Annotated in this window: 10 protein-coding genes and 1 pseudogene; 3 read left to right on the forward strand and 8 right to left on the reverse strand. The window is 72.4% G+C overall.

Annotated features, from left to right (window positions below; all coding sequences use genetic code 11):
- From AOK08_RS14585 to AOK08_RS14610, 6 genes and pseudogenes are all read right to left on the reverse strand, one after another.
- Positions 1 to 344: pseudogene (locus tag AOK08_RS14585) on the reverse strand (hypothetical protein); the annotation flags it as partial.
- Between the two features lie 155 nt (positions 345 to 499).
- Positions 500 to 898, reverse strand: a complete 399-nt coding sequence (locus tag AOK08_RS14590) for a hypothetical protein (RefSeq protein WP_055525980.1) — start codon at positions 896 to 898, stop codon at positions 500 to 502.
- Positions 899 to 1,065: 167 nt separating this feature from the next.
- Entirely contained in the window at positions 1,066 to 2,421 is a 1,356-nt protein-coding gene (locus tag AOK08_RS14595; RefSeq protein WP_055525981.1) for an AAA domain-containing protein, read from the reverse strand.
- Positions 2,418 to 4,034 (reverse strand): hypothetical protein, encoded by a 1,617-nt coding sequence (locus AOK08_RS14600; RefSeq protein ID WP_055525982.1) that lies wholly within the window; start codon positions 4,032 to 4,034, stop codon positions 2,418 to 2,420. The genes AOK08_RS14595 and AOK08_RS14600 overlap by 4 nt, the downstream gene beginning before the upstream one ends.
- The gene (locus tag AOK08_RS14605; RefSeq protein WP_055525983.1) at positions 4,025 to 5,236 is read right to left on the reverse strand and encodes a hypothetical protein; all 1,212 of its coding nucleotides are present in this window, start codon (positions 5,234 to 5,236) and stop codon (positions 4,025 to 4,027) included. The genes AOK08_RS14600 and AOK08_RS14605 overlap by 10 nt, the downstream gene beginning before the upstream one ends.
- The gene (locus AOK08_RS14610; protein ID WP_055525984.1) at positions 5,187 to 6,185 is read right to left on the reverse strand and encodes a phosphatase PAP2 family protein; all 999 of its coding nucleotides are present in this window, start codon (positions 6,183 to 6,185) and stop codon (positions 5,187 to 5,189) included. Before AOK08_RS14610 ends, AOK08_RS14605 begins: the two co-directional genes overlap by 50 nt.
- 305 nt (positions 6,186 to 6,490) lie before the next feature.
- On the opposite strand from AOK08_RS14610, the gene AOK08_RS14615 reads away from it, so the two are divergent.
- On the forward strand, positions 6,491 to 7,087 hold the full coding sequence (locus tag AOK08_RS14615; protein WP_055525985.1) for a histidine phosphatase family protein: 597 nt from the start codon (positions 6,491 to 6,493) through the stop codon (positions 7,085 to 7,087).
- A gap of 200 nt (positions 7,088 to 7,287) precedes the next feature.
- Here AOK08_RS14615 and AOK08_RS14620 read toward each other — a convergent pair whose 3' ends face one another.
- Positions 7,288 to 8,760 (reverse strand): NsdA family TPR-like regulatory protein, encoded by a 1,473-nt coding sequence (locus AOK08_RS14620; protein WP_055525986.1) that lies wholly within the window; start codon positions 8,758 to 8,760, stop codon positions 7,288 to 7,290.
- 289 nt (positions 8,761 to 9,049) lie between these two features.
- Between AOK08_RS14620 and AOK08_RS14625 the strand changes: the two genes are divergently transcribed.
- Entirely contained in the window at positions 9,050 to 9,526 is a 477-nt protein-coding gene (locus tag AOK08_RS14625) for a hypothetical protein (protein ID WP_241826950.1), read from the forward strand.
- 34 nt (positions 9,527 to 9,560) lie between these two features.
- Positions 9,561 to 10,430: a spermidine synthase gene (locus AOK08_RS14630; RefSeq protein WP_055525987.1), complete on the forward strand. Its 870-nt coding sequence runs from the start codon at positions 9,561 to 9,563 to the stop codon at positions 10,428 to 10,430.
- A 426-nt stretch (positions 10,431 to 10,856) separates the two neighbouring features.
- On the opposite strand, the gene AOK08_RS14635 is transcribed toward AOK08_RS14630, so the two are convergent.
- Positions 10,857 to 12,284, reverse strand: a complete 1,428-nt coding sequence (locus AOK08_RS14635; protein WP_055525988.1) for a GH1 family beta-glucosidase — start codon at positions 12,282 to 12,284, stop codon at positions 10,857 to 10,859.
- Between the last annotated feature and the right edge of the window lie 130 nt (positions 12,285 to 12,414).

Below are 12,414 nucleotides of genomic sequence, written 5' to 3' on the forward strand. Positions count from 1 at the left end.
GGTACGGCCCAGCGGCTCCCGCCGGCCGAGCCCCACTCCTCCCACCTCAGCAGCGACGGGAGCCGCTGGGCCGTACCCAGCGCCGCGAACAGGAGGATCCGGCCCCGGTACGCCGCCACCGGGCCGGAGCCGGGCCCGTCGCCCCAGAGGCGGTCGAGCATTCTGCGGCCGAAGACGGCGGGCACGCTGACGACATCGAACACGGTGCCGCAGGGCAGGACGAGCGGTGCGGTGGGCCGCTCGGCCCAGAGCGAGAGCGTGCTGCGCGGATACGTTCCTGCGGAGGCGAGCCAGACGGCGCCCTCCGAGGTGACTCCCGAGATGTCATGGTGTGTGCTGCTCATGGCATCCAGATGTACCGGCAGTGACCGCACGCTCTCCGAGGGTTGCCCGAAACCGGGACGGGAGGGGGCGAGGTGGAGTACCTTGCCCCCCGGAATATGCCGCACGGACTTTCGACGCCGGCCCGGACCGGGCGAGAGGGGCCGCTCGGACTGGATCAGACCGGGTCGACGTGCCCCTGGCCCTGACCCTGGTTCTGTCCGCCGCTGGTGTTCTCCGCGCCGTCGCGCAGCAGCTCGCGGCCGTACTCGACCATCTTTGTCGCGTAGTCCTCGGTCCACTGCGCCCGCTCCGCGATGTCGGCCGTGGTCAGCCGGTCGAAGCGGCGCGGGTCGGCGAGCTGGGCCGCCGCCATCGCCTGGTACTCGACCGCACGGTCGGTCGCGGCGCGGAACGCGAGGGTCAGCTCCGTGGCGCGGGTCAGCAGCGCGCGGGGGTCGTCGATCGACTCCAGGTCGAAGAAGTGTTCGGGGTCGGCGGCCACCTGCGTGGGCTCGAAGAGCAGGGGCGCGGGGCGTAGCCGCGGTTCGTTGCGACGCGGCGTGGGCTCCGCCATGTCTTCTCCTCCTCGTACGGTCCGCACCGTTCGTACGTACCCTCCATGCGCCACGGCATGTACGGCACACGGTCGAAAAGCCCAGCCGTCGAGCCGGGCCACCGTCCATTGTCCCCTGCCCGCGCAAGTGGGCCCGGGGTCCGCCCGACAGGGCACCTGACCCGCTCCTACGGCCGCCAGGCGACCCGGTGCTCCGCCAGATGCGACAGCACCGCGTGGTTCGCCTCCCAGCCGTCCGGGAACTTCACCGTCACTCCGAGCTGCACCGGCTCCGTCGACGGGTGGTCGTCCAGGAGGTCCGTCACGCCCGCCCGGCACACCACCACGCACGCGTGCCGGTGTCTGGAGGCCAGGACGCACAGGCGGCCCGTCTCCAGGTGGAAGGCGGTGGCGTCGGGGCGGCCGGAGAGGGGGTGCAGGACCACCGTCACGTCGAACTCGCGCCCCTGGAGCCGGTTCGCCGTGTCCACGGTGACGTCCGCGACGCCCAGCTCGGCGAGCGCCGCCCGGACCGCCGCCGCCTGGTCCCGGTGCGCGGTGCCGACCGCGATCCGGTCGGCGGTCAGGGGCGTCGGTTCGGGGCCGCGCTCCGAGGTGGCCGCGCCGCCCCGGTCCAGCATGCGGCGTACGACCATGGCGACCGCGCGTACCGCCTCGGGGTCCGTACGAGGAGTGTGCCGGGCGGGGAGTTCCAGCAGGCCCCAGCCCGATTCGGCGGCCTCGTCGAGCACCCGGTCCGGGCCCGAGCCGTCCGACGGGACCGCGAAGGCGAGCTTCCGGTCGCCGTGGCCGGTGCCGCTGCGGAACGGGGTGTACGGGTAGAACGCGGCCGAGACGAGCGGCGCGGCCGAGGCCGGGAGCCGCCAGGACACCGGCAGCCGGTGCTGGGGCAGCTCGGGGTTGTGGGCCAGCAGTGTCGTGACCGCCGAGGCCGACGGGTCGTACGACAGGCCCGCCCACTGCTCCGCGCCGACGATCGAGAAGGGGTCAAGCTGGCCCGGGTCGCCCACGAACAGGGCCCGCTCGAACAGTCCGGCGACGGCGAGCAGCGCGTCCGAGCGCATCTGGTACGCCTCGTCCACGATCGCGTGCCGCCACGGCTCGTCGACCTTGACGTGGGCCCACTTGGCGGCCGTGGAGATCACCACGTCCAGGCCTGCCAGCTCGGCCGCCTTCGCGGACTTCCGTACGTTCGTCAGCTCGTCCAGCGCCTTGTCGTACGGGTCGGAGTCGCTGCTGTGCAGGCGGCCCACCGGCAGCTCGGGGTTCTTCTCGGCGAGGCGCACGACAAGGTCGTCGACCTGGGCGTTCGTCTGCGCGATGACCATCAACGGGCGTCCGGCCTCGGCCAGTTCGAGCGCGGCCCGGACCACGAGCGTGGACTTCCCGGCCCCGGGCGGCGAGTCGACGACGACTCCGCGATGGGTGCCGTGCAGCGTGTCGTGGAGGATCGCGTCGGTGGTCCGGCCTGCGGCGGCCCCGGGATCGAAGACGGCGGCCTGCTGGGTGTGGGCGGTGTTCACAGCACGTCCTCCTCGGTCACCGGGTCGGCCGCCGGAAGCGCCGGTGCCGCCTCCTCACCTGGCGGTCCGCCGTGGGTCCACGGGGTCTGGTCCGCGTCGGGAAGCTTCGCGCCGCCCCGCTGCTCGTGCTCGAAGAGCGTGAAGCAGACCAGGTCCCCCCTCTCCGGCACCGACCCGGCCTCGGGCTCCTTGCCCCGGCCCATCTTGTCGACCACCCGAAGAACGACGATCGACGAACCGTCCGTTCCAGGACTGTCCTCGTGTCCCACGAACTCCGCCGCCTGCGGTTTGCCGCCCAGCGAGCGGTACACCTTCACCCGCTCGCCGAGCTGCGGGCGGTCGTCTGTTCGTACGGTGACCAGCGGGCGCGGGCTGGGGCGCTTGCCCTCGCTGTACGCCATGACGACATCCGTGACCTCGCCCGCGAACGCCTCCCCGGACAGCCGCCTGCCCGCCATCACCAGCGGGTCGTCCAGGGCCTCCTGGGCCTCCAGCCGGGCCTGTTCACGCTCACGCGTGGCCAGTTTGTTCGCCGCCGTCACCGCGTCGTCGCGGCGCGGCTGCGGGGGCTCGCCGGCGACGACCCGGTCGCGGTGGCCGGTGAACGACCAGCGGTCGCGCGTCCACCGGTCGGCCGCGTGGGCGCCCTCCGGCAGCGTCCCCAGCAGGTCGAGGCCGCGCCACACGGCGTCCCAGGTGGGCCGCGTACGGCTCTCGACGAGGGCGCGGATCTCCCGCTCGGCGGCGGTGAGTTCACCGAGCCGGTCGTCCGCCGACTCGCCGTCCTCGGCGGCGGCGAGTGCCGTCCGCGCGCGGTCGTACTTCTCGATCGCGGGCGCGAGCAGCTTGTTGTCGAACGCGGGATCGGTCGCCGGACCGGCCGGCGGCCACAGCAACTGACCCTGCGCGTCCCGCGCCAACTCGGCCCGCATCGCCGCCTCCGCGCCCGATTCACCGTCCGGCGGATCGATCCAGGCGAGCAGCGCGCCCAAGTGCTGGTCCTCCAGCGTGGACTGCCCGGTGGCCCAGTGCCGCGACAGTACGTCCGTCAGCGCAAGGAGCAGAGCGGAGCCGGGGACCCGGGCCCGCTCCCCGTAGTGCGTGAACCAGCGGCCCAGCAACGGCACCCGGGGCGGCGCGGGATACGGCGTCTCCGGGTCCTGTTCCGCCGTACGCCGAAAACGCATCGAGCGCCCCAACAGCCGTACGAAATCGAGGCCGGCGCGGCTCGGGACGATCAACTGCGGCGCGTCCGCGCACAGTTCGACCTCGACCTTGACGCGCTTGCCGGTCTCCGGGTCGGTCTCGCTGCGCTCCGCGGCCTCCACCGTGTCGGCGTAGGAGTCGATGAACGGCAGGACGACATCGGCCAGTTCGGCGAGGAACGCGAACCGGAGATCGCGGTCGCGCGGCTGCGGTACGACGAGCAGGCGCGGCGCGTCCCGGTCGTCGCCGACCAGCGCGCCCAATGGCGCCCCGGCCTCACCGGCGGTGGTGAGCGGTACGAGGACGAGGGGCCGCGCGGACAGATGGCGGTGCCGGACGGTGGCGGCGGGCTGGGCGCGCCCGGTGCTGACGGCTTCGAGGCGGGCAAGCGTGGCGATCAACGACATACGGCGCCCTCCGGCTCCGGAGAAGCGGTCGAAGAGGCGCTGGAAGCGGAGAGTCCGGCGTCGCGCAGTGCCTCCGCCCGCAGGGCGGCTGCCCTCCGGAGCGCGGCCACCGTCGGGTCCTGGGGGTCGCCGGAGTGGCCGTGGGCCGCCGACAGCACGGCGTCGACCGTGGTCAGGGCGCCCAGCTCGGCCCGTACGGAACGGCCCAGGGACGTCACCGCGCCCCGCGCGCGGGAAGCGTTCCGGCAGTGGAAGGCCAGCTCGCACGCGGACAGGCACTCCGGCGCGTACTGCGCGGGGACCGACTCGACCGCCTCGGTCAGTTCGGCGGCCGGCAGATCCGGGTCGAAGCAGATGCCCTCGGGGAGGGCGTCGGCGATGTCCTCGATACGGGTCAGGCGCGACAACTGGCGGCCGGTCACCGCGCGCTGCTTGCGGACGTCGACGGCGGACGCCGCCGGGAGGTTGGAGAAGTCCTTCGGGCAGACCAGCAGTACGCGGTGGCGCACGACCGGCGCCGGATTGCCGTCCTGGCCGAGCCGGGCGGCGACCTGCTCCAGCGCCAGTACGTACACCGCGGCCTGGCGGGCCGCCGCGCCCACCTTCGCGGGGTCCGCCGAACCGTCCAGCATCGGGAAGGACTTGATCTCCACGACCGTCCAACTGCCGTCCGGGTGCACGACCACCGCGTCCGGCTCCAGGAAGGCCGGCGAGCCCGCTACATCGAGGGCGAGCATGGGATGGTCGAGAAGGGTCCACCCGTCGGTACCGGTACTGATGGTTCTCGTTGTCGCTGTGGCTTCACGGAGGGCCAGCGCGGTCCGCGCGGTGCGACCCTCCGGCCCGGTCGCCGTGAGGTCGGGGACGTCGGCCTTCGTCGGTGCCACGGCGCCCGGGTCGAGCTTCTCGTGCACCAGCCGGAGCAGTTCCGCGCCGCCGTCGGCCTTGACCCGGGCCTCGAAGGTGTTGCCGCGCGCCAGGGCGAACTGGGACTGCCCGAAGGCGGAGGGCGAGCCCAGGGCGCTCGCCAGCGTCGCCTTGTTCACCCCCGCGCCGTCCAGGATCGCGCGCCGGCTGCACCCGGGGTTGGCGGCGAGCGCCGCCAGGGCACGCGCGTCCAGGGCCTTCGGCGGGACTGCGGGACCGCGCAGCTCAGCGAGCCGCTGCCGCAGCGCCGTCCCCCGCGTCCGCGGAAGCGGCACCCGGCTCGGCTCCTGGTCCGGCCCCTGATCCGGCCCCTGATCCGGGAACCGGCCCGAAGTCGGACTCGCGCTGCCTTGGAATTCGCTCACGCGGGGCAGTCTGGCATTCACCACTGACAATCGGGGCTTCCGCGCCGTGAGAGCGCGCTGCGACGGGTTCGACGGGTACGAAGCGGTCCGTGACCCACGCCCGCGCCCGGTCCAGGGTCCGCATGACGAACGGTGCCAGCAGCAGCCCGACGCCCATCACGGCGGCGCCGGCGGCGGCGTCGAGGAAGTAGTGGTTGGCGGTGCCCATCACCACGATCGTGGTGATCAGCGGGTAGGCGACGGCGAGGACCTTGCTGATCCGGTTGCCGCCGAACCGCCAGAGCATCACGCCGCACCACAGGGACCAGCCGACATGCAGGCTCGGCATCGCCGCGTACTGGTTCGTCATGGCGCCGAGCCCGCGCGGGGCGCTGGCCTGGCCGGCCCACCAGCCGTACGAGCTGTACTGGGCCATCGTGTCCACGAAGCCGTGGCCGGCGGCCAGCAGCCGGGGCGGGCAGGTGGGCATCAGGGTGAAGCCGATCAGGCCGATGAAGGTCGACGTCATCAGCCAGGTGCGGGCCGCCCGGAAGTGGACGGCGCGGGACCGGAACAGCCAGATCAGGATGGCCGGGGTGACGAGATAGTGCAGCGACGCGTACCAGAAGTCGGCCGGTATGCCGAGCCAGGGTTCGCGGGTGAACAGGCGGTTGAGCGGGTGCTCGGCGTTCAGCCAGAAGGACTTCTCGAACCTGAGGATCGCCAGGCCGTGCTCGACGGCGGTCGACTCGGTGCCCCGCGCCAGCAGGCGTCCGGCCGAGTAGCACCCGTAGACCAGCAGGAGCAGTGGCAGCTCTGTCCACCAGCGGAGGCGGGTGGGCGGTATCGCCCCGGTCCGTGCGCTATCGGTCCGCGGCATCCGATCGTCTCTCCCACTCTCTGCCCTGTTGAGCACTCCGTGCCCTGTTGAGCTGTGCCTCCGGTCGTCGGTGGCCTACGGTTCGTCCGATTTTACGATGTACGTGAACGCCCCACGCGTCGCCCCCGTCCCACAAGACGCAAAGATCGACCCCCCGGTTGCCCTTGGACAGCGTGCGCGATGATGGAGGGGTTCCGCCCCGCTTTTCCGCTAATCGGTACCTCTGATTCGCTTAACCGTTCCTTTTCATTCGCCTCTCACCTGATTTGCCACGCACACCGTCTCCACCCCCGGAAGGGGTCCTCATGGCATCGCGCATCCTGCTGGCCCGGCACGGGCAGACGGAGTGGTCCCTGTCCGGCAAGCACACGGGCAGGACGGACATCCCCCTCCTCGACGAGGGGCGGCGCGGCGCCAAGCTGCTCGGCGAACGGCTGCACCGGGCGCCCTTCGACGGGCTGGCCGGGGTCGAGGTGCGCACAAGCCCGCTGGCACGCGCGCGTGAGACGTGCGAGATCGCCGGGTTCGGTGAGCGCGCGACCGAGTGGGACACGCTCATGGAGTGGGACTACGGCGCGTACGAGGGCATGACCCCGGCACAGATCCAGGCCGTACGGCCCGGATGGCTGATCTGGCGGGACGGCGTGCCCGGCGGCGAGCCCCTTGAGGCGGTCACCGCGCGCGCGGACGAGGTGGTCGAGTGGGCCCGCTCACAGAACCGCGACGTCCTGGTCTTCGCCCACGGCCACATCCTCCGCTCCATCGGCGCCCGCTGGCTGGGCCTCCCCCTCGACTTCGCGTCCCGAATCAGACTGAACCCGACATCCCTGTCGATCCTGGGCTGGGCCTACGGCGAGCCGGCGATTGAGAGTTGGAACGACCAGGGCCACTTGACCACGTAGCAGGCCGCGACTTGCAAACGCGGGCCGGCTGGAGCGCCCCTTCAGGGGCGCGGGGCTGTATCGATATGCGGCTCCGCCGCGTGGGCGCGACCAGCCCCCACCGGACCCGCGGCCGACCACGGCGCTTTCAGGGGCGCGGGGAACTGCGCGATCAACCCCCACCGGACCCGCAGCCAGGCAGCGAGCCCCTGAACCCCCTGCTAAGCCGTGCGCGGCACACTCGCATGGCGTTCCAGAAACGCGGACACCCCCGAAGCCCGCCGGTGAGGCAACAGCACGCGCGCGGTAGCCGCCAACATCGTCTGAATACGCGACGACTGAACCTCGTCCAGCAGATCAAGAACCCGCATCCCCGCCACAGCGGCCTCGTCCGGATGCCCACCCCGGGCCAGATCATCGGTCAGTTCGGCCGTGTACAGCGCGATGTTCCGGGTGAAGTGCGGATTCTGGAGATGCGCCGCACGCCGCGCGTGCCGCGCCGCGCGCGGCCAGTCGCCCAGCGTCGACCAGCACTGTGCCTCCAGCCCCTCCAACTCGGCCTCGCCGTAGAAGCTCATCCACTCGGGATCGGCCTCGGAGGGCCCGCGTTCGTACAGCGACTGGGCCCGCGCCAGCGCCTGTTCGCAGCCCGCGCGGTCGGCGAGCCCCGCCCAGCCGCCCGCCTCGCGCAGCGCGAGCAGTGACATCAGGCGCGGCGAACCCAGCGGCCGGGCCACCCGCTGCGCCGCCTGCGCCGCCCTGACCGCCTCGCGTGGGCGCCCCGAATCGCGCGCGAGGAACGCGGTGTTGCAGAAGGCGTGCGCCTCAAGGGCCGCGTCCCCGGCCACCCGGGCGGTCGCCAGCGCCTCCGCGTAGTGCGAGCGGGCGTCGTCGAAGCGGCCCGAGTCGTGCGCCAGCCAGCCGACGGAGATGGCGAGTTCACCGGCGCCCGAGTGCAGCCGGTCCGCGGTGGTCTGCCGTACCGCGCCCGCGTCGAGCAGTTCGTAGGCGGCCCGCAGCGGTGCCGCCGCGCGCCGGTACAGGCCGTCGGCGCCGTGCCGGTCGTCGAGCAGTCTGATGCGGCGGACGGCCTCCTCCAGGGCTCCCGCCTCGCCGGCCCCGACGCGGCGCGTGGGACGTCCCGCGGCCGAGGCCGAGGCCTCGTACATGAACCCGAAGGGGTTCAGGGAGGCGGCTGCCGCAGTGGCACCGCCCGTCATGAATGCGCGACGCAGCACGTCGCTCTCCTCGTAGTTGTCGTGCGTTTCGTACGGGTCCTGCGGGTCCTGCGGGTCCTGCGCGTCCTGCGTGTCATACGGCTCGTACGCCCCCGGCGTCTCACCGGTGCCGTACGCCGGGGTCGCGGTGTGCACGGGGGGCGTGTCCTCCGTGTCGCGCGCCCCGCGTCCGCGTACCGACGAGCGGGGCGCGAACCCCAGGTCGGCCAGCGTCCGGCCGGGGAACATGTGCAGGAACACCCGTTCGTACGCGTAGTTGGGGCAGCGGATCTCACCCGCCTCGACCCGACCGACGTAACGCGCGTCACAGCTGACTCGCTCCCCGATGTCGCGGGCGGCCCGCCGTACCGCCGCAGCGAACTCGCCCGGAGAGCGCTGCCCGCGCAACTGCCGGAAGGCGAGGTTCGGCCGTGGCGGCCGGGGGGACTGCGACGAGGTCACTGTTGACGACGTCATGGCCGGGCCCTCTCTGCGAACCGTCGAACCGTGCCGGATTCATGACGAGTTGAAAGAGTTGGAACAGTTATCCATCGGACGTCCTGTTTCCGGCGGGCAAGAACGTACCCGCTGTGCACGACCCGGCACGCGGGGTTTGGCTACAAACCGGATATCTCATCCACGATCTGCCATGAACTGCCATCCTTTGCGGCGGTCTTGTGCCGTAGCCGTTGACGCTCTGGCGCGTTGAACCTGCTGGACCGGGAGCCACCCGAACTCCCGACCCGTTCGTTTCAGGAGGGGTTCCGTGGTGGAGGCCGGGATGGAGATCAGTCAGAGCGCCGATCCTTGTACGCGGTTCGGAGCGCTCGCATCACCCGCGTTGCCCGCGGTGTCCGTGCCGTCCGCGCTGTCCGCGTCGAACGCGGCGCACATCTGCGATCTGGTGACGGTTCCGGCGCGACAGGGGCTGGAGGCGGTCGACATCCTGCGCCGGGGTGCCGGGGACGGGGTCGGCCCCGTACTGCACGACGACGGCTGCGACACCCTGGGCTTCCTGGTGCCGCCCGGCACCGCCGCTGCCTGGGACGTCCCCGGCAGCACCTGTACGGAGACCAACGGGCGTGGTCTGAGCCTCGCGGTGCCCGATCCCGTACCCCCCGTCGAGGGCTCGGACTGGCTGCTCCCGCCCGGCGACGCGGACCTGGCCACCGACCCGGCGGTGCTCCGCGCGGCCCTCGGCGAGGCGGCCCGGCTCATCGAGGCCGCCGACAACCGCCGCTGACCAGGCACGGACGCCGGGCCCCGATAATGAGGCCATGGGAAAGTCCAGAAACGCGCGGCGCGGACAGTCGGCCGCCGAGGCCGTCGTGGAGACGGTCGACGGCGGGCTCGCCGAGCTGATCCCCGACCGGGACCGGGCGCGCGCCTGGACACTGCTCATCGACGGCGCCCCGCAGTCCCATGTCGACCTCGACGACCCGGCGTACCTCTCCTTCGAGTACCAGCGCCGCCTCGGTCATGTGATCGACCTCGTCGCCCCGCCCGGCAAGCCCGTACAGGTCGTGCACCTCGGCGGCGGCGCCCTCACCCTGGCCCGGTACGTCGCCGCGACGCGACCCCGGTCCACCCAGCAGGCCGTCGAACGGGACGCGCGCCTCGTCCAACTGGTCCGGCGCGAGCTGCCCTTGGACCCGAACGCCCGTATCCGAGTGCGTTCGACCGACGCCCGCGAAGGGCTCGCGAAGATCCCCGACGGCTGGGCCGACCTCGTCATCGCGGACGTGTTCAGCGGGGCCCGCACCCCGGCCCATCTGACGTCGGTCGAGTTCCTCACGGACGTACGCAGGGTCGTGAACGACGCCGGCTGTTACGCCGCCAACCTCACCGACGGGCCGCCGCTCGCCCATCTGCGCGGCCAGATCGCCACCGCGGGGGTGGTCTTCCCCGAGCTGGCCCTGATCGCCGACCCGACGGTGCTGCGCGGGAAACGCTTCGGCAACGCGGTCCTCGTCGGCTCCGCGCACCCGCTGCCCATCACCGAACTGACCCGCCGCGCCGCCTCCGACTCCCAACCCGCCCGAGTCGAACACGGCCGCACCCTCACGGACTTCACCGGCGGAGCGGTCCCGGTCACGGACACGACGGCGACCGCCTCACCGACACCACCACCATCGGTGTTCCGCTGACCGACCGCCCGGACCGCCCGGACCGCCCGGACCGCCCGGACAGGCCCCCGCCGAGGCGCGGCACCCCCCTCAGGTGCCGCGTCCCGGCCTCCGGCCCCCTCCGGCCACCCATCCGCCTCGACCTGGGCGGAGCCCTGGTCTCCCTCGACGAGCCGACACTCAAGCGACCGCGCGCGGAGTTGAGTTCGGCCCTGAGCCCGGGGCTGAACCTCGCAGGTCCCCCGGCCACGGGGGAGGCGGCGCGGAACGCGCCCCGTTCAGGGGCGCGGGGAACTGCGCGACCAGCCCCCACCGGCGGAGCGCCGCTCAACCCCCCGTTCAGGGGCGCGGAACTGCGCGACCAGCCCCCACCGGCGGAGCGCCGCTCAACCCCCCGTTCAGGGGCGCGGGGAACTGCGCGACCAGCCCCCGTCAGCGGAGCGCCGCTCACCCCCCGTTCGCCGGCGGCAGCGCACCCGTGCGGGCCGCGCGGCTGTACCAGAGGGCGCTCGACTTCGGGGTGCGGGTCAGGGTCGCGTAGTCGACGTACACCGCGCCGAAGCGCTTGCCGTAGCCGTAGGCCCACTCGAAGTTGTCCATCAGGGACCACAGGTAGTAGCCACGGACGTCCGCGCCCTCGGCGATCGCGCGCCGGACCGCCCGCAGATGGCTGTGCAGGTAGGCGATGCGCTCGGGGTCGTGGACGCTGCCGTCGGACTCGGGCTTGTCGTCGTAGGCGGCGCCGTTCTCGGTGATGTAGATCGGCAGGCCCGGAGCCTCCCTCGTGTACCGCATGATCAGGTCGTGCAGCCCCGTCGGATCGATCGACCAGCCCATCTCCGTACGCTCGCCCGGCGACTGGTGGAAGAGCACGTCCTCCGCCCCCGGCCACGGCGAGAAGTCGCTCGCCCCGTGACCGTCCGCACGCGGACCGCTCGGCTTCTCCGCGGCCGCCGAAACCAGCGCCGGGGTGTAGTAGTTGAGACCCAGCGCGTCCAACGGCTGGTTGATCAGCGCGAGATCGCCGTCGAGGACGTACGACCAGTCCGTGACCGACGCGGTCGCGGCGAACAGGCTCTCCGGATAGGCGCCGTGCAGCATCGGGCCGTGGAAGACGCCGTTGGCCAGGTCGTCGATCTTCCGGACCGCGGCCAGGTCCTCGGGGGACTGCGAAAGCGGCCTGACCACCGACGAGTTGAGGCTCACCGAGACCGTGTTGCGGGCCGGCATCGCCGCGCGCAACGCCGAAGTGCCCAGCCCGTGCGCCAGGTTGAGGTGATGCGCAGCGCGGAGTGAGGCCAGCGGCTCGGTCCGGCCGGGGGCGTGCACACCGGAGGCGTAGCCCAGGAAGGCGCTGCACCAGGGCTCGTTGAGCGTGGTCCACTGCTCGACGCGGTCGCCCAGCGCCGCGCCCATGATCTGGGCGTACTCGGCGAACCGCAGCGCGGTCTCCCGCTCCGGCCAGCCGCCCGCGTCCTCCAGCTCCTGCGGGAGATCCCAGTGGTAGAGGGTGAGCGAGGGCTTGATGTTGTGCTCCAGCAGCTCGTCCACCAGGCGCCGGTAGAAGTCCAGACCGCGCTGGACGGCCGGCCCCCGGCCCGTCGGCTGCACCCGCGACCAGGAGACGGAGAAGCGGTACGCGGTCAGGCCGAGGTCGGCCATCATCCGTACGTCGTCCCGGTAGCGGTGGAAGTGGTCGACAGCGATGTCACCGTGGTCACCATCGGCCGTTTTGCCCGGAGTATGGCTGAATGTGTCCCAGATCGAGGGGGTGCGGCCGTCCTCCCGCACCGCCCCCTCGATCTGGTACGCGGAGGTCGCCGCGCCCCAGAGGAAGGCGGGAGGGAAGGTCACCGGCGTAATGGGTTCAGACATGGAAGCGCTCCCATGGGAGTCGTGGAGACAGACGGGTAGGAATGAGGGAAGCGGTGGGAGAGTGCGAAGGGGCCGAGGCGGCGGTGACCCGGCCCCCGAGAGTTCCCGTACGAAAAGTCCCTGACGAAAG

Origin of the sequence: Streptomyces graminilatus, from assembly GCF_001418565.1 — a bacterium.
Lineage (GTDB): Bacteria > Actinomycetota > Actinomycetes > Streptomycetales > Streptomycetaceae > Streptomyces > Streptomyces graminilatus.